The sequence below is a fragment of the uncultured Capnocytophaga sp. genome, assembly GCF_938029845.1.
In the GTDB taxonomy this organism is placed as follows: Bacteria; Bacteroidota; Bacteroidia; order Flavobacteriales; family Flavobacteriaceae; genus Capnocytophaga.
Genome location: NZ_CALHGG010000126.1, coordinates 1 through 24,876 on the forward strand (window position 1 = coordinate 1; position 24,876 = coordinate 24,876).

Genomic DNA, 24,876 nt, shown 5'->3' on the forward strand with positions numbered 1-24,876 from the left:
TGAGAGATACCCTATTTTGAGACAGAGAGAAATCATTTAAAGGCTGGATTGGGTCTTCTTTTTTACATTGAGTAAACACTAATGCAGTGCATACAAGAAGGATCAATAGATATATTTTTTTCATTTCTAATTATTTTGAATAAAAGTGTTATCAGTTAATGTTTTAAGGAAAGAAATCAAATACTTTTGTTCTTCCTCAGAGAGAGGGATTCTATTTCCATTTTCTTTTAGATAAGGGTCTAAATTAGAGTCATCTTCTACTCCTTGACTTAAGAATGAGAGTACTTCTTCCAAAGAGGCAAATTGGCCATGATCTCCATAGGGAGCTGTGACTTCTATATTTCGTAAAGTAGGAACTCTGAATTTGTACAGATCTGTTTTTTCTCCAGATACTCTTGCCACTCCTTTTTCTTCTATTTTATTGGGATTCTTGGGAAATCCAATATTCCTGAGAGATTGGTCAGTAAATAAAGGTTCCTTGTGACAAGAACTACACTTTTGTTGAAATATATGATAGCCTTTCTGTTCTTCAGGGGTAAAAGTAACACCTTCATTGCGTATTACTTTGTCATACTTACTATCAGCAGATATTAGAGTAAACATATATTGTGCTAGGCATTCTAGTATTCGTCCGGAAGTAATCTCTCCATCAGAATAAGCTTTCTTAAAAAGCCTTATGTAGGAGTCTTCTTTACGAATTTTTTCAAGGATATGACCAATTGAAGAATCCATTTCCTCATGAGTGATAATAGGAATAATGGGTTGATCCTTAAGATCAATCACAGCACCATCCCACATGTAAGTATTTAGAAAAATCATATTTTGTATAGGAGGTGTATTTCGAAGCCCAACTCTTCCTTTGATACCTATTGCCTGTGAGTTGTTATCTCCATAGGCATAAGTACTTATATGACAAGAATTGCAAGATATAGTATTGTCTCTGCTTAATTGTTTGTCATAAAATAATTTTTTACCTATTTCGACTCCTATTAAAGTAGGTGCATTTGTCCTAAGATTATAAGTGTCAAATTCTGGGAAATTGGAAGGCTTTTTCAGAGAAATAATAGGATTGTCAAAAGACTCTATTTTTGATACTTCTTCTCTTTGACAAGAGAAGAATAGTATGAATATAAAGAATCGTAAAGTGTTGATTTCAAATATTTTGTTTGAGATAGACATGTTATCTTAAGGGAGCTATCTTGAACATTCCTGTTGTATTTGTCTGATTATCTCCAGCCATATTGTTTACAAAATCAACCATCTGTAGGGCAGAATGGGTGCTAGGTATTGCGCTATGATTTGGATTATTATCAGGGTCATCCTCTGTCAGGGTAATTTTTTTGGTGCCATTGAGAAGTTTGTCAAAATCAGCTATGATAGTAATTTCAGTATTTTTGTTATTGAAAGAAAGTACTTTAGAGAAAGCTAATTTTATAGTACGGCAGGCGTCTACTCCAATTCTCTTAGTATCTCTATCCTTAATAGTACTACCTGTATGAATAGATAAAGGTTTGTTCTGAGTACCCCAAAAGCCTTCTATCTTGGTAAAGCGATATCCTTTTCCCCACTCCCAATGCATCTGAGTATCATTTTTTCCAGCAGCCTTGTAAAATTTAGGAAATTTAGCTTCATCCAAATTGTTTAACTCCTTACGAATGCCATAATCGAAGTAAATTGCTTTGTATTGACCTACAGGCAAGGCATTTAAATCTATCTTTAAGGAGGTTGGTTTTGCTTGATCCAATACAAAAGCACCTGTATCAAGATTGTCACTATTGTATCCTACAATAGTCCCATCTGTTTTTATTAGACGAATATTACTAATTACATATTTCACTTCAGAGAATTTCAGAGTCTGTCCATTGGATGTATATGTTTTAGCAGCATTAGCATCAACTCCTAAGGAAAGTTTTTCCTTTCCTACATAGTTTTCAAATTGTAATGAAATTTTTCCTTTTTCTTGTTCAGTGTTATTATTGTTATTATTGTTTTCTTTACTACATGAAGAGAGTGCGGCTACTGTAGTGATAGCCATGAGGAGAGTTTTGAATTTTCTCATTTTTATACAAATTAAATTTTTAAAAGTTAAAGTGTTTTTGGGGTGTGGTTATCTAACCCCAAAAACGATTAAGGGGAAATTATTAGGTGGTTGAAATGAGAATAAAAAGAAATACTCATTTTTTATCTCTGAAAAAATGAGTATTTCTTGAGAGATATCTTCTTAAATAAATTGTGTTTATTTTTATACTAATGTTGGTAGATGACCTTAGGGCATGATAAGGCTACGAACAAAGATTGTGGAAGGTTTTGTTCTGTGGAAATGTACCCTTATCTAAAGCACAGCAAAGGGTATTCTTTTGGGAAACAACATTAGGATAATGCTCTTATAGATATATAAGAGGCTTATAGAAAATGAAGAAATTATGCGATAGGAGGTCGCATTTGTTTTTTGACAACTTTATGAAGAAGCAATTGTTCCTTGAAAAAGAAAGCGGGTAACTCCTCTGCTATGGGGACTATAGAAGTCTCAAAAGAGAAAGGTTGTACCAATACTAGGTCAATATCCTTTAGGTTGAGGAGCTTGTCAGAAGTCTTAGAGGTGTCCTCTATGCTTTTTTTCAAATGACATTTCCCATGGCAATCCATTTCTTTCTTGTCTTTATTGATACAGTAAGCCTTTTCAATAAAATCACGATTGATATGGTAGTGCACAATAAGAAGCGTCTGCTGGAAGGCAATCAGCAGAATGAGGAAAGATAATATCAAACTCACAGTACGCTTCACAATGGGCTGTATTAAGATAGGGCAAAGATACAAATATTTTTCGGATAAACAAGTCTTGAATTGAAAAAAAATTAATAGTTAGTTTTTTTGTTTTTAGAAGCTGATTGTCAAATATTTATGTTTGTCAGCTGACTGCTAATCACTATTTTATTGAAAAAAATATTTGTTTTTTGAAAAAAAGTACTACCTTTGCACCCATATTACTTCAATACTTTTTCACAGTATGAAAACTGTTTTTGCAAAAATAGTAGCTTTTGTGATGGCACTTTGCTTGTTGGCTTTACCGCTGACAAGTGAGGCAGCACCACATGCTTGCCAAAAACAGTCTCATGTTACCCATTGCAAAGCTACCAAGGCTTGCCATAAGGAAGCTGTTCCTGACTGCTGTAAAAAGAAAAATGGGACTGCCCCTAAGCATACCTGCTGTCAAGCAGTGCCTATGGCGTCCTATGCAAGATTGGAGAAGACAGAAACAGTCTCTACTTATCAGCTTGTTAAAAAACAAGTACTTCCTACTATTGTTTCACCTTGGGCATTGGCATTTGTAGATTTTCCTACAGAAAGAGCCCTAGTGCCCTCTTATAACACTACTACACTACTGCTGGTGAGGAATATACCTATCCTCTTTCAGCAATTTCTTTGTTAGCTTATCTAAAGATTTTACTTCTTTCAGATATTGTGGTTTGCCGTCCTTATGATAGGTATGATACATTGTATCTATCAAAGGTGCAATAACCTATATATCTGCTTAATACGCAATGAATTGCGTCTTTGTAATAGTATTAAAAATCAAAAGAAAACTAACAATGAAAAAATATATATGCTTAGCATTATTCATGCTACCTTTCTCCCTATTGGCACAAACCATGTTACAAGGGAAAATCTCTCTAAAAGATGCTACTGATACCTTCGCTGAAGCAGGGGTGAGTATCTATTGGGAGGACACCAACATAGGCACTACAACCGATGCAAGTGGTCACTTTAAATTATTATACAAACCTGAACTCAAAAAATTGGTAATTAGTTATGTAGGTTTTAAAACAAAAATACTGACTATTACCGATCCTATAAAGTTTGTTACTACTACTTTGCTTGAGGATACTAACCAATTGGATGCTGTGGAGGTAACCGCTGCCAAGCGCAAACCCACTGAACGCTTGCAGCTGAGCACCGTGGGTATGGTCAATATTAATTCTGGAGAGCTACTCAAGGCGGCTTGCTGCAATCTGTCCGATAGCTTTGAGACTAGCTCCAATACCGAAGTAGCGGTAGCAGACGCTGTTACAGGAACGAAACAGATAAAAATGCTAGGACTGGCAAGTCCTTATCTATCACTCACTCAGGAGAATGTACCTAGTATACGAGGTGCTTCCCAAGTGTATGGTATGACCTTTATTCCTGGTTCTTGGGTGGATAACATCCAGATAATCAAAGGGGCAGGTAGTGTAATCAATGGCTATGAGAGTATCGCAGGACAGATCAATACAGAATTGGTAAAGCCAATACTTGATACGCCTATTTACCTAAATGTATATGGTAGTGATGATGGTCGTTTTGAGCTTAACAATCACCTCAATACCAAGGTGAGTGAGCATTGGCATACAGGTCTTTACATACATGGTAATGTCCGCAATATGCAGATGGATAACAATGGTGATGGTTTTATGGATGTACCCACAGGAAGCCAAATCAACCTGATGAACCGCTGGCAGTATGCCAATCCTAACACAGGCTGGATGTCCAACCTATCTCTACATTATCTCTATGATGATAGAAAGGCAGGACAACTCAGCACCATTGCGGCTCCCTCCCTTTGGCAGAGTGCCAACAAGATTCACCAACTGAATGCCTCTGCTAAGCTTGGTTACATCTGGGAGGATATGCCTTACCAAAGTTTGGGCTTTCAGGCTGACTATAAGCAGTATGACCAAGATAGTCATTTCGGGCTTAACCAATATGATATCTCTCAGAAGACTATCTATGTAAATGCGCTCTTTAAGTCTATCATCTCCAATACCAATCATACCTTTACCACCGGAATCAATAGTATTACTGATGTGATAGAAGAACGCTTAGGTACAGCTTCTCTTTCTGGAGATTATAACCGTACCGACTTTTCTGCAGGAGCTTTCTTTGAGTACAGCCTATCGGCAGGAGATAGTTTTGGACTTACTGCAGGAGCAAGGGCTGATTATCACAACCGCATGGGAGCCTTTATCACTCCTCGTTTTCATGTGCGCTATATGCCTTGGAAGAAAGGAACTTTACGCCTTGCTCTTGGACGTGGGGAACGCTTGGCAAGTATTTTTTCAGAGAATCAAAAACTCTTCTCTACCGCTAGAGCTATACGCCTTATGGGTACTGAAGCCAATAAGACTTATGGACTTTCTCCTGAAATAGCTTGGAACTATGGACTTTCCTTTACCCAATACTTACCTTTGGGAGGTAGAGACTTAGAGCTGGTGGGTGACTTATATTATACCAATTTTACCAATCAGGTAGTGGTAGATTGGGATAACCCTAGAGAAGTGGCTTTTTATAACCTTACAGGTAAGAGCTTTTCTACCAATTTCCAGTTGGAGGCCAATTATGAGATTCTCAAGCGCACCCATCTGAAGGTTGCTTATAAGTGGTTTGATGTACAGACAGATTACACCTCAGGCAGGCGTACCCAACCTTTACAACCTAAGGAACGTTGGCTTGTTAATCTCTCCTATGAGACAGCCCCTCGTGAGGGTCGCCAATGGAAGTTTGACACTACTTTCAATGCTATAGGTAGCCAGCGCTTACCTGATACCGCTGCCAATCCATTGGCTTATCAAATGGAAGACACAGCTGCTGCTTATACCACCACCCAAGCACAAATCACCCGTGTCTTTTCCCCTATGATAGAGGTCTATCTCGGTGCAGAAAATCTGTTTAACTACTATCAAAAACGCGCTATCATCGCTCCTGACCAACCTTTTGGCACTTATTTTGATGCTTCTATGGCCTATGCTCCTGTGCAAGGACGTATGATATACGCGGGATTACGCTTTAAACTTAAATAAAACAACTATTTTAATATATTTATCATGAAAAGATTTATACTTCTGGCTTTATTAGCCCTTACTTTGCCCGTGGTAGCGCAGAGTAAAAATGCAAAAGCACAACTCAATGTAGAAGGTATCTGTAATACCTGTAAGGCTCGTATAGAAAAAGCAGCCTTGGGAGTAAAGGGTGTCAAGTACGCCCAGTGGAATGTGGATACACACCAGCTATCCCTTATCTTGGATGAGCACAAGACCTCTGTTCCTCAAATACAAGAGGCCATAGCCAAGGTGGGGCACTCCAATAGTCTTCCCGATGGTTCCACCAAGGTGGAAGCAAGCGAAGAGGATTATAACAAAGTGAATGATTGTTGTAAGTATCGCGATGAAGAGGTGGTAAAGAGTCACCACTAAGTCCACAACATAAGATAAGAGGCTGTCTCCACTTGTGAGACAGCCTCTTTTGTTTTCAAAACTTACTGAATACGAAACTCAAAATTTTCTTGTCAAAGGCTTCTTTGTCTTTCTCGTTTAGAAACTGCGTTTTTATAGGTAGGTAATAGAGTTGGGGAAGAGCATTGCCAAAGCGTACATAGTCTTTTTCGGTAGTCAGTAGTTGCTCATGTTGGCTTAAGGAGGTGATTTCTTTTTCTGAAAAATGATGATGATCACTATAAGACAGATGGGTAAAGTGAGCTCCTTTGCCTTGCAAAAAGGACACCAAAGGGGTAGGGTTAGCTATACCTGTTACAAGGGTAAAGGGTGTAGAGAGAAAATCCTCCAAAGGTTGGCTTTCTCCTTCTCGACAAACCTCCTCCGCATAGGCAATACGGGTAAAGAAAACCTGCTGATGAGCAAGAGGTTGTAGCTGTTGTATGATTTTCTGTTGTGCCTCTTTGGATAAGTTAGGGCACTTGGTAACCAAGATAATCTGTGCCTTGCCTGCACGCGAGCGAATATCCCTAAGTGAGCCGACAGGCAGCAGGAAATCGTTGGTATAGAGCTGACTATAAGAGGTAAGTAGCAGGTTTAGCCCCGCTTGTACCTTGCGGTGTTGGAAAGCATCGTCTAAGAGAATCACCTGAAAGTGGGGGTGCTCAAGTAGCCGCTCGATTCCCTCTTGTCGGCTTTCGCATACGGCTATGGTTGCCTGTGGGAATTTGCGGTGATACTGGAAAGGTTCGTCACCTAGGGTAAGAGCTGTAGCTGAAGTATCAGCGATAACAAAACCCTTGGTTTTCCTTCTATACCCACGACTAAGGACGGCTACCTGTTTCTCACCTAATAGGCGTATTAGGTACTCCACCATAGGAGTCTTACCTGTACCTCCTACTGCCAAATTACCTACACATAGGGTAGGGAAGGGGTAGCGCTTCGAGGGAAGCCACCCCTTGTCATATAAGAAGTGTCGCAAACGTACCACTACTCCATAAAGAATAGTAAAAGGAAAAAGAAGGAAGCGCATGAGAGTTTTGAATTTTGATTTTTCAGTTATCAGAGACTAACCACCGACTTCTGATTTCTGACGGCTGGAAACCCTCCGAGGGAGAACAAAGCTCATAGGTGCTTTTTTAAAGTGTCTCCATACGGCTTTGATAAGGGCAAATACTTCTGAATCAGGGATATTTCTAGAGCGGAAAGCTACCCAAAGAGAGAGCCCAAAGCTAACGATAAAGTTGATAAAACCTACGGTAACTAATCCAACAATAATCCATATCCACATGCTCCAAACTAAGTGGAAAGTAGCCCCATAAAGTCCCATGGCTATGTTTCCACTGACAAAAGTGATGTGGCGTATATCCAAATCAAGGTCAAAGAAAGTTCCTATGGAGGCGGTGCTTCCCATGAATACCCCAAACCAAAAGTTGGACAGAATCCCTGGGCGCTTGTGGTCAAGCCAAGCAGCTAATTTTTTAGTTCTTTTTACTCCTAGGGCTCGTTTCAGTATAGGGTGTTCCTCTATACGGTAAGCGAATCGGTTGTGTTTCTGCTTATTGGAGACATTCCCTGCAATAATACCTGAGATAAAGAGGAATACTCCTGCAATGGCGGCATGAAAGATCAGTTTGGAGTGTATAGGAGAGGCATCGGTGAGGAACTTATCCCAGCTGTGGGAGACGATATTCTTTCCCCAGATTTCTTCTATTCCCCATACAAGGAGCAAGGCAACGGCAAAGGCCATGATGACATTCCCTACAAAGGCGATGAATTGCGAACGCCATAAGCGCGCGAAAAACTCGGCAAACTCGCTGTGTTTTTCCTCTTCCTTACATTGTTTTTTCATACCCTCTTCTACTACACGAGCTACCGTGGTAGCGGTCATGGAAGGCTGCTTGGTAGCCAGTGCAGACCCCGTTAGGTAGATAAGGATAAAGCCAAAGGCATAGTTCATACTATAGAGGAAGGCATGCCCAAAAGCACTAGTATGTGCCTCGTGCAATAGCGCTTTGAAGATACATAAGAATCCTACGATGAATCCTGCTCCAAGGCTGGCTCGGAGCATCTTGAGGTATTCCTTGGGGGTATCGGTGATATATTTTTCTCCTGTGGAGGCGTTGAACTGGGTAATTTCGTAGGTAACTGTTTGGGTACTTTCCTTGATAAAGGTACGAATATTATTCTTGTAACAGTTGTATTCTATCAGCTTGAGAGCCATGCAGATAGTGTTGTCAATCCTATCTCTTTTGCTGCTGACTACCAGTAGCTCTATAAGGGTTTTTACACGTAATAGCTGCTGGTTGAGGCGCAAGAGCCCTTGATTGACCCGCATGGTAATCCCATACTTGGAAGTATTCTTATAGGCTTGTTGTACGAAGTCCTGACATTGGCGGAAGAGCACCATTAGCTGTTTGTAGTTAAGGTTTTCCTCATTGAGGGGTTCACCTTGTAGAATACTCTCTCGCATGCTATCAAACTCTCTTTCAAAACTCAGAAAAGGACTTTCTAAATAGCTGTATTCAGGTACCATATGGATGATATCCGATTCCAAGGTACGCCCACTCATACGCTGCGTGATTAGTCCAATGGCCTCACAGAGCTGGGTAAGGCTGTTATTCTCATGTTTTTCTTGAGCAAAAAAATCTTTGAATCCTAAAAGCTCAAAGAGTAGGCGAAACTCCTTACGGTCTATGCGCTCAATCCACTGATAATCCGTTTGTAGGTAGAACACTTGGTTGAGGATGTATTGTAAGGTATCTTTTTCAGGCTGAAAGGGAAGTATCTTGGCTGAGAGGCGCCTGTTGAGTTCGTAAAAGAAGCTAGAATCCTGTAAGATTCCCACTTCCGAAATCATTCTGCCAAAATGGCGTTGGGTAAGCAAGTCTCCGATATATTGCCCCAATATCTTACATTGGGCAGGATTCTCCTGTAGATAGCCGATAAGCTCCAAAAGAGAGATACTATGGCTAGCCCGTTTGGGTCTGAAGTAACGCACCAAGTCATACAGCAGGAGAAAGCCTGTATGCTCGGGCACTACTCCATCCTTGATATGTGTATCAAATACTTCTTTTATACTATATTGTTTCTTTATCATCTTATTTAAGTTTTGAATTGCTAACTACTAATAACTAACCACTAATAACTTTCTTAAGCCTTTTGTAGAAAGCCTCTTCGCGTTGGGCAATTGTCAAGAGTCTTTGGGAAAGGTCTTCATAAGCGGCACGATGCGCTTGGTTGCGGTTCTTGTATAAGCGTGCTACCTCTACGGCAAAATCACGCCAAAGATCGCCAATGGCAGTAATCTCTTGAGAACATTCCTTGAGGGTATTGTTTTTGAGTACTTCTGCGGCTTCCTCAAGGAAAGCTCCATAGATAAAGCGGAAGCCACCACCACCAGTGCCTATTTCCTCCTGCATACGAATCATTTGAGCAAGGTAGTGGTTGGTGATTTTGACCCCTCGCTTGTCATACCAGCGCAATATATCTTTGCTTACCCATCTAATAGCCTTGACCCCTACGATAGGTACAGGGGCGAGCATCTTTTGGGAAGTTTCTTTGATGCCTTTGCGAATCGCTGTTTCCAAAGAGATATGTTTGGGCAGATGTGTAGGGAAGTACATATGTCCTTTGGGAGATAATACGCCTTTGGCAAAGCGTACCTTCTCAAGTTCTTGCGAGCTAAGTTTTGTGGGCTGCTCCATGACAGGATCACTGATAAGATAGGTGTCTCCCTCCTTGCCATATACTACCAAGTTATGCGCATTGAAGTGAAAACGGTAAGCATCGGGGAAATAAGTTAGGTGATATACGCCCACTTGCAAGCCTACAGGAAAGCCTGTTTTTAGCTTCTCATCTAAGACTTGTTGTGCCTTCTTTGGTGAGGAAAACCGCTCACGCCTTACATGAAACCCCAGTCTACGTGCTACCTTGGAGAAAATATGTCCTGGCATAGTGCGATAGCTGATAGCAGGTGCTTGATTGACTTTCAGCCAAGGAAAATAGAAGAATAGCAGTCCTGAACCAATCCCGAATATCATAGGCTCACTGAGTTTTAAGCCATAGTAATTCAGTAGGTTGGAAGCTACCCCATTTTCACAATGAGCAGATTGGTTATGTTGAAATTCTATTGACATATACTGAAGATAAGGCAGGCAAAAATACGAAAAAAATCTTGGATATGAGAGAAAGTAATATTGGTTTTTTTTAGAGATTTTTTTTTGAACACTAAGATTTTGCTTGTATCTGTAAAATATAGTATCTTTGCAACTTTAAAAAAAGCGTCTTTACTTATACGAAAATGCTTACATTACAGCAATTTACATTTAATCCATTTTCTGAAAATACTTATATATTGTACAGCCCACAAGGCAGGGCTTTCCTTATAGACCCAGGTTGTATCACTCATTCGGAAGAGGTAAAGCTCCGAGATTTTATCAAGGAAAAGGGGCTTATTATAGAGAAAATCCTTCTGACACATGCTCATATAGATCATGTTTTTGGTCTTCAATGGGCATGTGATACATTCTCCTTGCCTGTGCATCTGCATACGAATGAGAAAGAAATCTTGGAACGAAACCCCTTGGATGGTCGCCTTTTTGGTTTTGATTTTCCCGAATTTAACGGAGATTATATTTTTATAGATGAGCATACCCTCCTTCACTTGGAGGATACCCCCATTGCCATACGTTTCGTGCCAGGACACTCACCAGGAAGTATAGCTTTTTATATAGAAAGCCAAGACATGGTCATCTCAGGTGATGCGCTCTTTCGCAGAAGTATAGGCCGTACAGACCTCTATAAGGGGGATTACGACCAACTCCTTACCAGTATCCGCACCCAACTGCTCACTCTACCTGAACAAACCCAAGTATATAGTGGACATGGCATGCCCACTACCATAGGAGAAGAGAAACGTCTCAATCCTTTTTTACAAGCATAACAAAAATGAAACAAACCACTTCACGATTAATTTTTATAGATATCATTAGGGCCTTTGCTATTTGTATGATGCTCGAAGGGCATTTTATAGATGGCTTATTGGCTCCTGAGTATCGTGATGAAAATAATCTTCTTTTTGCCACTTGGCACTATATCAGAGGAATGACTGCTCCCGTATTTTTTACAGTTTCGGGCTTTATCTTTACCTATTTACTTATCAAGGAGCAGAATCCAGCCAAAATGGGATGGAATCATGTACGCGTACAGAAAGGAGTGAGGCGTGGGATCAACCTAATCATCATTGCTTACCTGCTACGAGCCAACATATTTAACCTTTTTACCCCAGGTTATACTGATATGAATGTTAGGTGTGTAGACGTACTTCATTGCATAGGTCTCTCCCTGCTCTTTCTTATAGCTTTCTACCTGCTTACTTATAAGCGGAAAAGTCGCTTGCGGATGTCACTTATTATGCTGGGGACAACCTTTGTTGCCTTCTTCTTTGAGCCTATATATAATCACCTGAATTATCAATACTTACCTATATTTATAGCCAATTATTTTACCAAAGTCAATGGCTCTGTATTTACCATTTTTCCTTGGTTTGGTTATGCTTCTTTAGGGGGATTTCTAGGCTTTTTGTTCTATAAAAACCGAGAAAATCCTAACCTGTATCGCAATTCTATAGTGTGGTATATCGTTTTGGGTATTATATTCCTAACTTTTCCTTATTGGATGGGGAAAATAGGTGATCTCTCACAGATATACTCCCTACAACTTATCACTCATGGGGACTATCTGATAAAGCGTATAGGGAATGTGCTGCTCTTCTTTGCCCTTTTTATGATTCTTCGCAATGTAATCACCTCTCCAACATTGCAGAAAATAGGACAAAACACCCTTTCTATCTATGTGATTCATTATATACTCCTCTATGGAAGCTTTACAGGTATGGGGCTTTATAGCTTCTTCCATAATCAGCTCACGCCATGGCAAGCTATAATAGGAGCGATTCTCTTTGTATTGATAACTATATTGCTTACCTTTTTGTATATTAGCAAGGAGGCTTTTATAGATGAAAAAATAGATCTTATAAAGGCAAAAATATATCAAGTTTTCAAGAAAATAGGGATGCTTTTTGTAAAACAGAAATACTAAAACAATGACGGAAGAACAACGATTACTCACTTATTTAGAAGACTTTATTACCCAGGAGCGCAAGGAGCGGTTTACTGAGATTCTTGCCAATAGAACCCAACACTTTACCGTAGCCATAGAGGATGTTTTCCAGATGCACAATGCCAGTGCTGTGATTCGTACTTGTGAGGTTTTTGGTGTGCAGACAGCACATATGATAGAGGAGAAATATGGCAAGCGATTAGATGCCAAAATAGCTATGGGTGCTGAGAAATGGGTAACCACTCAACGATATGCCGAGGTGCAACCTTGTATAGATACCCTAAGAGCACAGGGTTACCAGATTGTAGCGACCCTGCCTACTCCTACGGCGGTACCCTTACAAGAGTTTGATATAACCCCCAAAAGTGCGTTCTTCTTTGGAACAGAAAGGGATGGTCTTTCCCAACAGGTAATCTCCCAAGCCGATGCTTACTTGACCATTCCAATGGTTGGCTTCACCGAGAGCCTTAATATCTCCGTCAGTGTGGCTATCATTCTCCAATACCTGACTACCAAGCTACGCGCTTCAGATCTCAATTGGCGACTTTCTGAAGAGGAGCAGCTATTATTGCGCTTACAATGGACAAAAAATTCCATTCGTAGCCTTACCGATGTGTTATCTCGTTATTATTCTCTCAAATAATTATGGCAAAGAAATACTATACTGTATGGGAAGGTTATAATATAGGTGTCTTTTCCTCTTGGGAGGAGTGTAAGAAGAATATATCTGGCTATCCAACCGCCAAATATAAGTCTTTTCCTACCAAAGAGCAAGCTCAAAAGGCACTCAATGAGAACTATTGGGAGCACGTAGGGAAGAAAAATACACCTGCTCCACTACTTCCGAGTGGAACAGCGCCTTATGATACCCATAGCATTGCTGTAGATGCGGCTTGTAGTGGCAACCCAGGTACCATGTATTATCGTGCCATAGACCTTTCCACAGGGGCGGTTTATTTCTCTCAAGGTCCTTTTTTAAGGGCTACCAATAATATAGGGGAGTTCTTGGCCATAGTGCATGCCTTGGCGCAGTTATCCCTCTCTGGGGATACTCGCACGATCTATTCCGACAGTAAAATAGCTATCTCGTGGGTAAAACAAAAGAGATGCAAGACCAAACTCCCTTTGGAAGCCGCCAATAAGAAAGTCTTTGAACTGATAGAACGTGCCGAAAAGTGGTTACATACCCATACTTATAGTAATCCTATTCTCAAGTGGGAGACCCAACTTTGGGGAGAAATTCCCGCTGATTATGGTAATAAAAAATAATGAGCCAATTAGCTAATTAGCTCATTGACTCATTCATAAATAGGCTTATTTATTCAGTTTTCTAAGCCATTGGTTCATATCTACTTCCTTAAGGATAAGCTCTCTAAGGGCAGAAATAGGTACACGTTGTTGCTCCATGGTATCACGGTGGCGTAGGGTAACGGTGTTGTCCTCCTTGGATTGGTGATCCACCGTAATACAGAAAGGCGTGCCTACGGCATCCTGCCTACGATAACGACGACCTATTGCATCTTTCTCATCATACGCTACATTAAAGTCATATTTCAAATCATTGAAGATCTGCAAAGCAAGCTCAGGCAACTCATCTTTCTTGAGCAAAGGCAATACCGCTACTTTGGTAGGGGCAAGTACGAAAGGTAAGCGCAATACAGTACGTGTTTCCCCATCCTCAAGGGTTTCTTCTTGTAGACTGTGGGAGAAGATAGCCAAGAATAAGCGGTCAAGCCCCACAGATGTCTCCAATACATAGGGAACATAACTCCTATTTTCTTCAGGGTCAAAATATTGTAGTTTCTTACCGGAATATTTCTCATGGTTGCCCAAGTCAAAATCAGTACGAGAGTGAATACCTTCTAATTCCTTGAACCCAAATGGGAAGCGGAATTCTATATCACAAGCAGCATCGGCATAGTGTGCCAATTTCTCATGGTCATGGAAGCGGTAGTTTTCAGCGCCCAAGCCCAAGGAAAGGTGCCAATTGAGGCGGGTCTTTTTCCAATGCTCATACCATTCTTGTTGGGTACCAGGTTTGATAAAGAACTGCATTTCCATTTGTTCGAACTCACGCATACGGAAGATAAACTGACGAGCCACAATCTCATTGCGGAAAGCCTTTCCTGTTTGAGCAATTCCAAAAGGAATCTTCATACGTCCTGTCTTCTGTACATTGGAGAAATTGACAAATATCCCCTGAGCTGTTTCTGGACGTAGATACAAGTCCATGGCTCCTTCGGAAGTAGCGCCGAGCTTGGTGCCGAACATGAGGTTGAATTGCTTTACCTCTGTCCAGTTCTTAGTGCCAGAAATAGGACAAACGATTTCCAAATTTTCAATAAGTGTTTTTACACCAGCTAAGTCCTCTTTTTCAAGCAATTTACCCAAGAAGTCTAGGGTAGTGTAGGCTTTATGTAGTTTTTTGAAAATTTTGTCATACATATCTAGTTTTGTTTCCCCATCTTTGGCTTCTGATAAATAGAAAGCCTTAAAAGAATCATAATCTTTTAATCCGGGTCCATTTTCAATGAAAAGCTTCATTAAACCATTAAAAAAAGACCTACACTCATTAAAATCATTGAAATCATTGACGTCTAATTTCTTTTTAAGTTTTAAAAATTCTTTTTCGGCCTCATTTTCTATTTTCGCTACATAGTCCTCCACCAGAGTATCGGCACGGTAGCGTTTTTTAGAATCCTTGTTGTCAATAAGGGGGTCGTTGAAGGCATCCACATGACCTGATGCCTTCCAAGTGGTGGGGTGCATGAAGATAGCTGCATCTATCCCTACGATATTTTCATGGAGTTGTACCATTGCTTTCCACCAGTATTCACGGAGGTTTTTCTTAAGTTCTACCCCATTTTGTGCGTAATCATATACGGCACTTAGCCCGTCATAGATCTCACTTGAAGGAAAAATATAACCATATTCCTTGGCATGTGAGATTACTTTTTTGAAAATGTCTTCTTGATTTGCCATAGTTCTGAATTAATGAAGTGCAAAAATAGTAAAAAATATCTTTGGTTCTATGATTTTTAAAAATAAATTACCTTTTAGGATATTCCTCCCATTGGGGAAAGTCAAATTGTAGTTGTACCCATTGAGGTTGCTCGTCCTCCATAGTAGGGTAGTTGAAATGGCTAAGCGATACGCCTAAGAGTCGTACAGACTCTCGTAATCGTTCCTGATAAAGTAGCTCGGTGATAACCTTATAGATAGTGGCACTATCTCCCACAAAATCAATCAGGGTACGACTACGAGTTTGTTGCTTGAAATCACTATACTTGAGCTTGAGGGTAATGGTTTTGGCAAGTAGTTTCTTCTTAGTAAGTCGCTGAGTAACCTCCTCACAAAGTCTCTGAAGGGGTTCTTGCATAAAAACCTCACTGGAGATATTTGTCTCAAAAGTATGTTCCACCCCTATGGACTTTACCAAGCGGAAAGGCTGAACAGGACTTAGGTGTATCCCTCGGGCTATTTGGTAGAAATAATCCCCATTGTTTCCAAAATAGGCTTGTAGCTCCTCAAGGCTTCGGGCGCGTAGGTCGGCTCCTGTAAAAATACCCTTTTGGTACATCTTCTGAGCAGTTACCTTACCTATACCATAGAATTTCTTAATGTCCAAGTCGGCCAAGAAGTCCAATACCTCCTCAGGAGAGACTGTCTTTTGCCCATTGGGTTTGTTGTAATCGCTAGCAATCTTAGCGATAAACTTATTGATGGAGATACCCGCCGAGGCAGTAAGTCCTGTTTGCTGAAATATCTTAGTCCGTATCTCTTGTGCGATAAGGGTTGCCGAGGGAATATTCATTTTGTTAGTGGTTACATCAAGATAGGCTTCGTCAAGGGAGAGGGGCTCCACAAGATCGGTATATTCGTAGAAGATAGCGCGAATCTGCATAGAGACTTCTCGGTATCTATCAAAGCGAGGTTTGACAAAAATAAGCTGTGGACACAGTTGTCGTGCTGTAGCCCCAGCCATAGCACTGCGCACCCCATAACGACGAGCCTCATAGCTGGCAGCAGCTACCACTCCTCGTGCCCCTTCGCCCCCCACAGCGATCGCTTTTCCCTTAAGTGAGGGATCATCATGCTGCTCCACCGAAGCAAAGAAAGCATCCATATCAATATGAATAATCTTGCGTTCCATTGGGACAAAGGTAGTGATTTTTTTATTATAGCTATATTTTATGTTGGCACATTTCTTGCTGCTATTTCTTAAAATAGTACCTTATGAATAGAGGAATAAAAATACTGCTCATCTTATTCTTTGTGAATATTTCCTTTTTACAAGCGAGTGAATGTTATTATTATCACAGACCTACAACTTATGAGGTGATAAATGAAGGAGGCAAGGCCTATTGGGTAACTATCGTCCGAGATCCTAATGGGATTAGCTTGGTGAGTTATAACAAGAAATTGCTTCCCAATGTAGGAAGAAAGGCACGCTTTGTAACCATGGATGACCAGATGCGTTACATGGTAATTGCAGATGAAAATTGGTATTACTTCATCAATAATTATGCTTTAGATGATAAAGAAAAAATACCTATAAGGGCATTTTCCGCCAAGAATGTAGAACATTTTGGACAGCGTACTTTTCGTATAGGGGGACAGTGGTATAGAGTATCATTTGACCCGTATGACAAGCAAAACAAGTTCAAAAAGGAGGCTGTAGAGGGATTGCCTAAGGAGGTAACTGTGATTTCAAGTTTTAGGGACAAATGGTTCTTAGTAAAAGGGGATACAGGGGTATTTCTCTATAAGGAGGAACTGCATAATAGTGCAGATGAGTACCTACAGAAGATAGAGGGCTTAGATCCCCAAACCGTACAATTCAAGGAGAGGAGAGATGTTAATTTTCTCTATGATGAAGACACTTTTTATACAACAGATGATGCTTTTAATCTGAAAGATCATTCTCAGAATTTTCAATTATTGAATATAGGGAATCACAAGTTTACAGAAGCTACTTTCGGCAGCTATGGACTATGGGAAGAGCTGTTGGATTTTCACGATGGAAGGATATGGTTTTATTGGTGGCAGGGGATAACTTCAATAAAAGGTCAAAAAGTTTATTTCTACCCACATGAGAATTTTGTATATTTGCCACAAATGAACTTGGTAAGAAGGGGAGCCGATGAGTATTTTACCAATTATGAGAGAATAGCATGGAAGCAAAAAGCAGTAGATATGTCGGCAGTGAAGGATATAACCCACCTGAAATATATAAAAGATAAAGGGTATTATTATGATGGTATAGACTACTATCAAATGAATTATAGTCCTGAAAAACTCACGGTTATAGCTGTTGACTCACTGAGTAAAGCAATAATGGAAGACAAAAATTACAAGGCATCATATTCCTACCAGCATTCATTGGTGCCTTTTGTGGTTCGGGATCACAAGATTATTCGTTACCAAAAGGACAATAGAGGCAACTATAGCGTTATAGGGGAGCTTCCTGTGACCTCTGAAATAAAGGACTTAAAGTTGTGTTTTGCAACCAAGGATAAACTACTGATTGAGGACAAGATAATAGACAATAGTTGTGATTTCGAGACCATGAGCTTTGTCGGCTCTACCGTAGATGTCATTTCTCCCTGTGATGGAGGAAAAGGACAAGTACCTATTGTGATAGAATATAACTATTTTTTCAAAGATAAAAATGGGGTCTATCAGTATCATACAGGAAAAGATACATTAGAAAAGTTGTCATATGACCCTAAATCCTTTACCGAAGAAAGTTTATTAAAACTGCTCCATAAGAAAAAGTAGGGTTGCTAAAAAAGAGGATGCTTTCTATTGATTTTCCTTTTGGAAAGTTGTATCTTTGTTGGGTAAGAAAATAAATAAGATCATGACCTACCAAGAGGAATATGCACCCTTTTTTGAGCGATTAAGTCAATACTCAAATCTATCTCTCCTTCAGCAGGTTTTCTATGAAGAAGATATTACCTCAGGAATAAAAAACTATTCTTGGAGGAGAAATATGTCCCAACCAGAGAAGACAGGATATTTGTAAAGAATGAACATATAAAAGAAAAAGAAGGGGATACAGGAAAAGATTCTATGCTATCCCATTTATCTTTTATAGTCTTTTATATAAAGGTATTAGATTCAGGCTTGCATTTGTCTTTAGTTTCAAAGAAGAGAAAATTCCTACTGGCAATATTATCATTAAAAGAGAAGAGAGTTATAGGTACTGCCGTAATAGTACGCAATGCCACTGCTGTAGTAGTAGGTGCTTCACTAATAAAAGCCTTCGACTATTTGGAAGTAGCCGAATGTACCGCGAAATCTATCATACAAGGGATACGTATGGGCAAAATAGTAGCCATCAACGATGCTCAAGTAGCAGAATTGCGCGAGTATTCTAAGGCTGTGATGAGAATCTGCTAAATAATAGGCGCGTTGAAGATGTTTTCCTAACGCGCCTGATTTTTTATTATTTGCACTTTGCGGTGTAATCGTTGATGAGTGCTATGAGGCTTTCTTTATTTGTGGTGTTATAGTCAGCGGGGTTAATAGCGGGGCATTGGAGATAGTCTGATACAAGTTTTTGCACTTCTTCAGGAGTTTTGATACGTCGGAATGAGTCTTTATCACCTACATACAGAGCAGGTTTGCTACCTATTTTGATGAGGTATGCCTCGGGCATTTTAGGATGTGAAAGCACGTAGTTACCGTTGTTGGTATAGAGAATTTCGTAAAAATGAATATTTGTACTGTCCTCTACTTTAAAGATATAGCTCACTTCACGGCCGCTATGAGTACCTAAGAAAGTTCTATCGCCTACTCCAAAAACTACATTGTCGGCAGCATTGTATATAGTTTCAGTACCATCTCGCTTAAGTTTTACCTGATTAGTTTCAGTAATGGCAATAATTATATTTTTGTTCAGTATTGCTTCAATTGATTCAAATTCAATAGTGATAAGTCCATTGAGTTTGTTGCCTTGGGGGTCTAACACATAGCCTTCTACGTCGTAAAAGTTTATACTCTGTTTCCGTGCTTGGGCTATTCTTTCCTGTTGAGCAGCATCTTGTGCGTTTTTTTTGTCTTCTTCATATTGGGCAAAGTAAGGAGCCATATCGCCAAAAGGATAACCATTGGCATAGAGTTTCATCACTAAACGTTTTTCTAAATCACTTGAAAAACCAATGAGAGGCACGAATACGGGTAGTGTTTTGCCATCAAAAGTTTGGATATTGTAGTACTCACTATCTACCATTGAAGTGAATTTAGATGAAGCGATAAACTCACCTTTTACATCATAAAAAGCAAAATCGTAGGCGGTTACTGAGCCGCCTAAAGGGTTAGTTTTTTTAGTATAAGAGCCTATTCGCTTTTCTTTTTTGAAGATGCCCCCTTCTTTGATAGTAATTCTATCAGATTCTTCTAATTTGTCTTCTGCTTTGATTTCGGATTTTACTCTTTCAAAGATAGGGTCCCATTTGTTAGAGAATTGGCGGTCTTCGGTAGAGAAGAAAGTTTTTACTACTTCAGGGTCAATGCCTTTGACAGTAAGTAGACCAGTGTTAGATTTGAGCATATTATCCACAATAGCTTTTTCACCCGAAAAGGTAAATTTTAGTTTATCGGGCAAGGGGATTTCCCGTACTTTACCATTGTTGCCGGTGAGTTCCACCCAGCGATGAGGAGCACGATTGTTTTGAGCAGTTTTTTCCGTGAGTACCGCTTTATACATAAAATTACCGCTAAGGTCGCTAAACTCGTACTTACCCTCTTTCTTTTCTAATTTGGCTACGGGAGTCCCTTCAATTTGCAATTCTCCTTTTTTTACTTTATAGTCTTGAGCCTTGAGGCTAAAAGTAATACAAGACAATAGGTATAATAAAAATATTCTTTCCATAATAGTGTATATTTTGTTATATGTCGCAAAATTACAAAATAATTACAAATTACAAATCATAAATGATGAAAAACTTTGCTAAAGGTTGTAGCGTCAGAACTATTAGGAGTTTTGGTAATTTTGAAATAAACCCTCTACGCTTTTTTAATTCATTATTGTAGAAAAAATACTATTTTTTTAGGGTGAAAAATAAAGAAGATCACTCGGAAGGTTGTTCTTTCTATGAAGATTTTATACCTAATCAAGAACTTGTAAGACTTATAGAGAGTAAAGAGGAAGTAGAAGAACTACTATATTTTCTAATAGAGATGAATATGAGAAATGTTTTAAACTTACTTCGTAGACAAAAAACTGAATCTCTAATAAGTAAACAAGAAATAAATAATAATCCTAAAAAGTCTATAAATAACAAAAATAGAACTCAAGAAGTAAATACTATGAAGAGAGTTCATATATCTAACTTGTTAAAAAAACAAGTTTGAATATCAAGATGACTATATTGTTATCTATGGTAAAGCTAAAATTGAAGAAACAGAAGTAAAAGAGAAAGAGAATAAAGAAACGGAGAAAAGTTTAAAATAAAATCCCTCATTTTTAGAAAAAATGGTAAATATAAGTTTAAAATTGATTTATCAAGAGATAAACAAAGGAAAAATTTGATTTTGGGAAGATACTTGTTCCTTTGCTGTTTTTGGACTTTTAGAAAGGAGTAATAATTTTCTAATATTAAAAATTAAAAGTCTCAGCCATTTCAAGTATTTCAAAGATTAATTCTATCTCTATTCTAATAAAAGATAAGGCTACCTAAAGAACATTTAGATAGCCTCTTCATTTTTTTATTTAGGATATTTGCTGGTATCTTGGTAGGTATTAAAGATGGCTTTAATAATAATCTCTCTTTTCGTATCATCTACCTTATAAAATACAAGGTAGGGATATTTTTTCATAGGAACTCCTATAAGGTCTCCTCTATATTTATGTTGGTGAGGAAAGTGTTTTATAAAGTCCTTAATAGATAAATATTCCTTAAGAAAGTTCTTTGCAATTTTAGATGGAGCAACACTTATATAATAAGCAACAGCTTCTCTTAAATCATCTTTTGCTTTAGGTTCTACTTTTATTTTATAGGGAGATTCCATATTCAGAAGCTACTTCATTAATCATAACATCAAAGTCTTCACACTCTTCAAAAGGAGTGTTACGTGTTTCTATTTCGTCAAGAAAAGCCATTAATCTTGGCGTCATTTCAATAGGCTGAGGTATGTCTTCTTCTTGAATGATAGGTACATTTAAAGACTTTATAAAATCCTTTATTGAATTTAGTTTATCTACATCAGAAGTAGCAAATGTTACAGCTGTTTCCATAGTCAAATATTTTTAAGAGTTAATATAAAAGCAAAAAAATCACTACTTAAAAAAGTAATGATTTTTAAATTTTCTCACTCTACTCTTGAAGGAAAATATCCTTTAGAGAATGTACTTTTTTTAAATTGTTGGGAAAATGTTGGGAAAAATCACACTTTCTAAAACCTAACCAATTAAATACCAAGTACTTAAAAAGTAAATTCGTACTCGGAGCGGGACTTGAACCCGCACAGGCATTGCTGCCCACTGGATTTTAAGTCCAGCGTGTCTACCGATTCCACCATCCGAGCCTTTATGACAGGGCATAAAAAAAGAGCGAAAAACGGGGTTCGAACCCGCGACCTCAACCTTGGCAAGGTTGCGCTCTACCAACTGAGCTATTTTCGCAATTCATATCTTTCTAAGACGGTGCAAAGATACTGCTTTTTTCCAAACCGGCAAAGAAAAAATGAACTTTTTTTGAAAAAAATGATATAATTTCAATAAGTATCTGACTACAAGTAAATTATATATCTATTGTATTTCTTATCATTAGTCACTATTTATGATTCTTCTTATAGAGAACCCTGCCAGTACCAAGTAGAACAAACACAACCCCCACATACCTGCCCAGTAGGGGAGTATGGTGGAGAGGCTGGCGCCCATTTGGGTGATAGAAACAAAGCCTTTAGCCCCCAAGGTGGTAGGAACTATATAGGAGAAGGCATGTAACCACTCTGGCATGGCTACCGTAGGCCATGAAAAACCAGTGAGCATTACCGAAGGCAACGAAGTGTACATGATGAGCATAATGGCATCTTCCCTACGGCGAAGAAAACCCAGCAAGCAAAGCCCCATAAACACAATAGAAAGGATAAAAGGTACCATGAATACCATTGTACTGAGAATGGAACTACGCACAGGGATACCAAAGAGCGGCATTACAATACCTAAGTTAATGAGTAAGATAGCCATAGCGAGAGCCAAATAAGTGGTGGCCTTACCCATTACAATAGGTAGTGCCCCCCAGAAACTGCTTGAATTGGGATATATTTTGCGCAACTTATTGCTCTCTCGCATGGTGCCCCCTAAGATGCCTACCGATGTAAGAATGGTCGTTTGGAAGATAATGACCAAGACCACAGGAATCAGGAAGGTAGCATATCCCGAAGAAGGGTTATATAGGCTTACCACTTTGGCACTTACGGGCATTGCCTCATCACGAACTTGAGAAGGGAGTTTACCTTGTGCAGAAGTGCGCTTCATCTCTACCCCAGCATTGAGGTAAGTAGCCGATATTTTTGCGGCAGTAAGTACCTGTTTGTAATAGAGCATATAGGAAGCATCAGCATAAACGGATATGGAGGGCTGCTCTCCACGTTGCAGATCACGAGAAAAACTGGGGGGAATGGCAATAATTCCACGTATTTGCTCTTGCTGAAAGGCTTTTTGGGCTTCAGAGAGGTTTAGGTAACTACTGTAAATGGCCACGCCACTATTAGCATCAATCATACGTAGTAGCTGTCGGCTTTGGGAGGTATTGTCCTCATCGACCACCCCAATAGGGAGTTCCTGTAAGGTCTCTTCCGAATATAGGTAGGTATAGAGGAAGGAGACCAATACGGCTACTATCACAAATGAAAAGAACACCGCCCTATCACGGGATATATATTTGGCTTCCCAAAGCATTGCACGGGTAAAGTCGGCTGAACTTTGATAAATATACTGTCTAAATTTTTTCATAACCACCTGATTTTATTTTTTTTACAAACATAGGGTAAGCCACTATAAGCAGCAAACCAAAGAGAAGCAAGGCCAAAAGGGGTTGCCATGTCATTTCCATAGGAATGCCCTTGATAGCGCGATTGACATAGTATTTCATAAAATGGGCATAGGGGAATAGCTGTGCCAAGTACTGCATACTCCTTGGGAGTCCTTCCATAGGAAAGGTATAGGCAGCAAAGGAGAAAGCAATGGCAGTAAAACCACTACCTACCGTAAGTGCTAATCGGAAATCGGGAGCAAAGGATACAATAGTAATCCCTATAATCTGATAGATAACAACTAAGGCAAAAGTAATGAGTACCACATTGAACATCGGGATATGCAGAGGGGTACCTACAAGCCCAAAGAGTAGGTAATTCATCCACCACGCTACAAAGAAAAGCACCAAGGTATAAGGCAGGAGTTTGCCAACCAAGGCTTTCAGCGGGCTACCACCTGCTTGCTTGAGCCAGTGCTTGCCCTGATGATAGCGCAGTTCTACGCCCAATACATAGACTGTTACCATCATCACTATCATTTGGAGCATCATGGGCAGCAGTGCTGTGAGCAGGTAAAAGGCATAGTTAGAGTAAGGGTTAAATAGCCCGTGGTCATCTACCTTTACGGTTTGGGCTTCGGCACGTACCTTCTCGGTTTGTTGTCCTTTTTGCATCTTCTTTTTCATCACAAGACCAGCCGAGAACATACCTATGGTGGTTTGGAAATCCTTTTGGATAAGGCCTGCACCGAGCATAAACTGGTTATTGGTATAACAGATCACCGATTGGTTTTCACCCTTGAAGAGTTTTTGTTGGAAGTCTTGAGGAATGACGATAAAGCCCATGATCTGTTGTTGCTGGATAAGGCGTTGGGCTTCTTTTTCGTCGGTGAGTTGGGTTTTTAGGTCGATGTTAGGGGTAGCATCGAGCATACGCAAAAGGTTTTCGGACAGCTGACTTTGGTCGTAATTGATATACGCCATAGGCAGGTCGCGAGGCACCCCTTTGTAGAAAATAGCCGCAAAGAACCCAAAGATAACCAAGGGAAACACCAAAACGTAAAACAGTCGTTTGGGTGATAGGAAAAGGTTCTTGCATTCGGTTTTAAAATATTTCATAGTATAATTAGCAAGTTAGGTTTATTCTTTTTCTTCTAAAGTAGCTTCTGAAAGTAATTCATCAAAGCTATTAGCTATTTTGTGAGTAGATTTATCGTCAAGCCAATAGTCCCAAACTGACCCATCGGAGAGGTTGAAGTATAGTCTGGAGTCATCACCTAGACTACCAAAAACAAAAGTATTTTCAGTATTAGGTTCATCAAGATATTGTAGTAATTGCCACGCTTGATAGTCTCTGCTCAGCTTTTCAAAAAGGAGGTTACGATTTTTAATATCCAAATCTTTGCCTTTGTACTGATAAAGGCAATATAAATCAAAACTGTTGAGGATTTCCTTGTAAAAAGCAGGAAGTTCAAAGGAATGTTTTTGTTCTGTTTCTGTAATTCTGTTCATACTTTTTTTAT

24 protein-coding genes and 2 tRNA genes are annotated in these 24,876 nt (G+C 39.4%); 10 read left to right on the forward strand and 16 right to left on the reverse strand.

Features of this window, described 5'->3' with window-relative positions; translation table 11 throughout:
- Positions 1–126 precede the first annotated feature (126 nt).
- The 3 genes from Q0625_RS08945 to Q0625_RS08955 form a co-directional block, all read right to left on the reverse strand.
- Entirely contained in the window at positions 127–1,179 is a 1,053-nt protein-coding gene (locus Q0625_RS08945) for a cytochrome-c peroxidase (protein ID WP_298826069.1), read from the reverse strand.
- A 1-nt stretch (position 1,180) separates the two neighbouring features.
- Positions 1,181–2,059 carry an MbnP family protein gene (locus Q0625_RS08950; protein WP_298826071.1) on the reverse strand — a complete coding sequence of 293 codons (879 nt, stop codon included), beginning with the start codon at positions 2,057–2,059 and terminating at the stop codon, positions 1,181–1,183.
- A gap of 362 nt (positions 2,060–2,421) precedes the next feature.
- The gene (locus Q0625_RS08955) at positions 2,422–2,784 is read right to left on the reverse strand and encodes a hypothetical protein (RefSeq protein WP_298826074.1); all 363 of its coding nucleotides are present in this window, start codon (positions 2,782–2,784) and stop codon (positions 2,422–2,424) included.
- A gap of 223 nt (positions 2,785–3,007) precedes the next feature.
- On the opposite strand from Q0625_RS08955, the gene Q0625_RS08960 reads away from it, so the two are divergent.
- The 3 genes from Q0625_RS08960 to Q0625_RS08970 all read left to right on the forward strand — a co-directional run bounded on the left by Q0625_RS08960 (position 3,008) and on the right by Q0625_RS08970 (position 6,227).
- Positions 3,008–3,430: a hypothetical protein gene (locus Q0625_RS08960; RefSeq protein ID WP_298826077.1), complete on the forward strand. Its 423-nt coding sequence runs from the start codon at positions 3,008–3,010 to the stop codon at positions 3,428–3,430.
- Between the two features lie 160 nt (positions 3,431–3,590).
- Positions 3,591–5,834 carry a TonB-dependent receptor gene (locus tag Q0625_RS08965; protein WP_298826080.1) on the forward strand — a complete coding sequence of 748 codons (2,244 nt, stop codon included), beginning with the start codon at positions 3,591–3,593 and terminating at the stop codon, positions 5,832–5,834.
- Positions 5,835–5,858: 24 nt separating this feature from the next.
- On the forward strand, positions 5,859–6,227 hold the full coding sequence (locus tag Q0625_RS08970) for a cation transporter (RefSeq protein ID WP_298826083.1): 369 nt from the start codon (positions 5,859–5,861) through the stop codon (positions 6,225–6,227).
- 55 nt (positions 6,228–6,282) lie between these two features.
- Here Q0625_RS08970 and lpxK read toward each other — a convergent pair whose 3' ends face one another.
- Genes lpxK through Q0625_RS08985 form a run of 3 tightly spaced genes read right to left on the reverse strand, consistent with a single transcriptional unit; the run spans position 6,283 to position 10,384 of the window.
- Entirely contained in the window at positions 6,283–7,278 is a 996-nt protein-coding gene (gene lpxK / locus Q0625_RS08975; RefSeq protein ID WP_298826085.1) for a tetraacyldisaccharide 4'-kinase, read from the reverse strand.
- Between the two features lie 36 nt (positions 7,279–7,314).
- Positions 7,315–9,345, reverse strand: a complete 2,031-nt coding sequence (locus tag Q0625_RS08980; protein ID WP_298826088.1) for a recombinase — start codon at positions 9,343–9,345, stop codon at positions 7,315–7,317.
- Positions 9,346–9,379: 34 nt separating this feature from the next.
- A complete protein-coding gene (locus tag Q0625_RS08985) occupies positions 9,380–10,384 on the reverse strand; it encodes a BtrH N-terminal domain-containing protein (protein ID WP_298826091.1) in 1,005 nt (334 codons plus the stop codon).
- Between the two features lie 164 nt (positions 10,385–10,548).
- Here Q0625_RS08985 and Q0625_RS08990 point away from each other — a divergent pair, with 164 nt between their 5' ends.
- From Q0625_RS08990 to Q0625_RS09005, 4 genes are read left to right on the forward strand one after another with little or no spacing between them, the layout of a single operon-like run.
- A complete protein-coding gene (locus tag Q0625_RS08990; protein ID WP_298826094.1) occupies positions 10,549–11,190 on the forward strand; it encodes an MBL fold metallo-hydrolase in 642 nt (213 codons plus the stop codon).
- 5 nt (positions 11,191–11,195) lie between these two features.
- The gene (locus Q0625_RS08995; RefSeq protein WP_298826096.1) at positions 11,196–12,347 is read left to right on the forward strand and encodes an acyltransferase family protein; all 1,152 of its coding nucleotides are present in this window, start codon (positions 11,196–11,198) and stop codon (positions 12,345–12,347) included.
- 4 nt (positions 12,348–12,351) lie between these two features.
- Complete coding sequence (locus Q0625_RS09000; RefSeq protein WP_298826098.1) at positions 12,352–13,011, forward strand: RNA methyltransferase; 660 nt, start codon at positions 12,352–12,354, stop codon at positions 13,009–13,011.
- A 2-nt stretch (positions 13,012–13,013) separates the two neighbouring features.
- Positions 13,014–13,637 (forward strand): ribonuclease H family protein, encoded by a 624-nt coding sequence (locus Q0625_RS09005; RefSeq protein ID WP_298826100.1) that lies wholly within the window; start codon positions 13,014–13,016, stop codon positions 13,635–13,637.
- Between the two features lie 45 nt (positions 13,638–13,682).
- On the opposite strand, the gene Q0625_RS09010 is transcribed toward Q0625_RS09005, so the two are convergent.
- Together Q0625_RS09010 and dinB are read right to left on the reverse strand one after the other, a co-directional pair.
- Positions 13,683–15,350: a glycine--tRNA ligase gene (locus tag Q0625_RS09010; protein WP_298826104.1), complete on the reverse strand. Its 1,668-nt coding sequence runs from the start codon at positions 15,348–15,350 to the stop codon at positions 13,683–13,685.
- A 67-nt stretch (positions 15,351–15,417) separates the two neighbouring features.
- On the reverse strand, positions 15,418–16,521 hold the full coding sequence (dinB, locus tag Q0625_RS09015) for a DNA polymerase IV (RefSeq protein ID WP_298826108.1): 1,104 nt from the start codon (positions 16,519–16,521) through the stop codon (positions 15,418–15,420).
- Between the two features lie 83 nt (positions 16,522–16,604).
- Between dinB and Q0625_RS09020 the strand changes: the two genes are divergently transcribed.
- Both Q0625_RS09020 and Q0625_RS09025 read left to right on the forward strand, forming a co-directional pair.
- Complete coding sequence (locus Q0625_RS09020; RefSeq protein WP_298826110.1) at positions 16,605–18,149, forward strand: hypothetical protein; 1,545 nt, start codon at positions 16,605–16,607, stop codon at positions 18,147–18,149.
- A gap of 201 nt (positions 18,150–18,350) precedes the next feature.
- A complete protein-coding gene (locus tag Q0625_RS09025; RefSeq protein WP_298826113.1) occupies positions 18,351–18,773 on the forward strand; it encodes a hypothetical protein in 423 nt (140 codons plus the stop codon).
- Between the two features lie 46 nt (positions 18,774–18,819).
- Here Q0625_RS09025 and Q0625_RS09030 read toward each other — a convergent pair whose 3' ends face one another.
- The gene (locus Q0625_RS09030; protein ID WP_298826115.1) at positions 18,820–20,247 is read right to left on the reverse strand and encodes a hypothetical protein; all 1,428 of its coding nucleotides are present in this window, start codon (positions 20,245–20,247) and stop codon (positions 18,820–18,822) included.
- A 182-nt stretch (positions 20,248–20,429) separates the two neighbouring features.
- Here Q0625_RS09030 and Q0625_RS09035 point away from each other — a divergent pair, with 182 nt between their 5' ends.
- Positions 20,430–20,729: a hypothetical protein gene (locus Q0625_RS09035; protein ID WP_298826117.1), complete on the forward strand. Its 300-nt coding sequence runs from the start codon at positions 20,430–20,432 to the stop codon at positions 20,727–20,729.
- A 354-nt stretch (positions 20,730–21,083) separates the two neighbouring features.
- Here the strand turns inward: Q0625_RS09035 and Q0625_RS09040 are convergent, their stop codons facing one another.
- The 7 genes from Q0625_RS09040 to Q0625_RS09070 form a co-directional block, all read right to left on the reverse strand.
- Positions 21,084–21,386: a type II toxin-antitoxin system RelE/ParE family toxin gene (locus tag Q0625_RS09040; protein ID WP_298826119.1), complete on the reverse strand. Its 303-nt coding sequence runs from the start codon at positions 21,384–21,386 to the stop codon at positions 21,084–21,086.
- Entirely contained in the window at positions 21,370–21,612 is a 243-nt protein-coding gene (locus Q0625_RS09045) for a hypothetical protein (RefSeq protein ID WP_298826121.1), read from the reverse strand. The genes Q0625_RS09040 and Q0625_RS09045 overlap by 17 nt, the downstream gene beginning before the upstream one ends.
- A 204-nt stretch (positions 21,613–21,816) precedes the next feature.
- Positions 21,817–21,902: transfer RNA gene (locus Q0625_RS09050), tRNA-Leu, on the reverse strand.
- A 24-nt stretch (positions 21,903–21,926) separates the two neighbouring features.
- Positions 21,927–21,999 (reverse strand) — tRNA-Gly (locus Q0625_RS09055).
- Between the two features lie 144 nt (positions 22,000–22,143).
- A complete protein-coding gene (locus Q0625_RS09060) occupies positions 22,144–23,334 on the reverse strand; it encodes an ABC transporter permease (RefSeq protein WP_298826123.1) in 1,191 nt (396 codons plus the stop codon).
- Complete coding sequence (locus Q0625_RS09065) at positions 23,321–24,472, reverse strand: ABC transporter permease (protein ID WP_298826125.1); 1,152 nt, start codon at positions 24,470–24,472, stop codon at positions 23,321–23,323. Before Q0625_RS09065 ends, Q0625_RS09060 begins: the two co-directional genes overlap by 14 nt.
- A gap of 21 nt (positions 24,473–24,493) precedes the next feature.
- Entirely contained in the window at positions 24,494–24,865 is a 372-nt protein-coding gene (locus Q0625_RS09070) for an SMI1/KNR4 family protein (RefSeq protein WP_276987690.1), read from the reverse strand.
- Positions 24,866–24,876 lie beyond the last annotated feature (11 nt).

Excerpts from the sequence above, each read along its gene's own strand:
- Q0625_RS08970 (WP_298826083.1), top strand. The coding sequence starts at position 5,859 with ATGAAAAGATTTATACTTCTGGCTTTATTAGCCCTTACTTTGCCCGTG.
- Q0625_RS08965 (WP_298826080.1), top strand. The coding sequence starts at position 3,591 with ATGAAAAAATATATATGCTTAGCATTATTCATGCTACCTTTCTCCCTA.
- Q0625_RS09060 (WP_298826123.1), bottom strand. The coding sequence starts at position 23,334 with ATGAAAAAATTTAGACAGTATATTTATCAAAGTTCAGCCGACTTTACC.
- Q0625_RS08990 (WP_298826094.1), top strand. The coding sequence starts at position 10,549 with ATGCTTACATTACAGCAATTTACATTTAATCCATTTTCTGAAAATACT.
- Q0625_RS08995 (WP_298826096.1), top strand. The coding sequence starts at position 11,196 with ATGAAACAAACCACTTCACGATTAATTTTTATAGATATCATTAGGGCC.
- Q0625_RS08985 (WP_298826091.1), bottom strand. The coding sequence starts at position 10,384 with ATGTCAATAGAATTTCAACATAACCAATCTGCTCATTGTGAAAATGGG.
- Q0625_RS09040 (WP_298826119.1), bottom strand. The coding sequence starts at position 21,386 with ATGGAATCTCCCTATAAAATAAAAGTAGAACCTAAAGCAAAAGATGAT.
- Q0625_RS09045 (WP_298826121.1), bottom strand. The coding sequence starts at position 21,612 with ATGGAAACAGCTGTAACATTTGCTACTTCTGATGTAGATAAACTAAAT.
- Q0625_RS08960 (WP_298826077.1), top strand. The coding sequence starts at position 3,008 with ATGAAAACTGTTTTTGCAAAAATAGTAGCTTTTGTGATGGCACTTTGC.
- Q0625_RS08980 (WP_298826088.1), bottom strand. The coding sequence starts at position 9,345 with ATGATAAAGAAACAATATAGTATAAAAGAAGTATTTGATACACATATC.
- Q0625_RS09065 (WP_298826125.1), bottom strand. The coding sequence starts at position 24,472 with ATGAAATATTTTAAAACCGAATGCAAGAACCTTTTCCTATCACCCAAA.
- Q0625_RS08950 (WP_298826071.1), bottom strand. The coding sequence starts at position 2,059 with ATGAGAAAATTCAAAACTCTCCTCATGGCTATCACTACAGTAGCCGCA.
- lpxK (WP_298826085.1), bottom strand. The coding sequence starts at position 7,278 with ATGCGCTTCCTTCTTTTTCCTTTTACTATTCTTTATGGAGTAGTGGTA.
- Q0625_RS08945 (WP_298826069.1), bottom strand. The coding sequence starts at position 1,179 with ATGTCTATCTCAAACAAAATATTTGAAATCAACACTTTACGATTCTTT.
- Q0625_RS09010 (WP_298826104.1), bottom strand. The coding sequence starts at position 15,350 with ATGGCAAATCAAGAAGACATTTTCAAAAAAGTAATCTCACATGCCAAG.
- Q0625_RS09005 (WP_298826100.1), top strand. The coding sequence starts at position 13,014 with ATGGCAAAGAAATACTATACTGTATGGGAAGGTTATAATATAGGTGTC.
- Q0625_RS09000 (WP_298826098.1), top strand. The coding sequence starts at position 12,352 with ATGACGGAAGAACAACGATTACTCACTTATTTAGAAGACTTTATTACC.
- Q0625_RS09070 (WP_276987690.1), bottom strand. The coding sequence starts at position 24,865 with ATGAACAGAATTACAGAAACAGAACAAAAACATTCCTTTGAACTTCCT.
- dinB (WP_298826108.1), bottom strand. The coding sequence starts at position 16,521 with ATGGAACGCAAGATTATTCATATTGATATGGATGCTTTCTTTGCTTCG.
- Q0625_RS09030 (WP_298826115.1), bottom strand. The coding sequence starts at position 20,247 with ATGGAAAGAATATTTTTATTATACCTATTGTCTTGTATTACTTTTAGC.
- Q0625_RS09020 (WP_298826110.1), top strand. The coding sequence starts at position 16,605 with ATGAATAGAGGAATAAAAATACTGCTCATCTTATTCTTTGTGAATATT.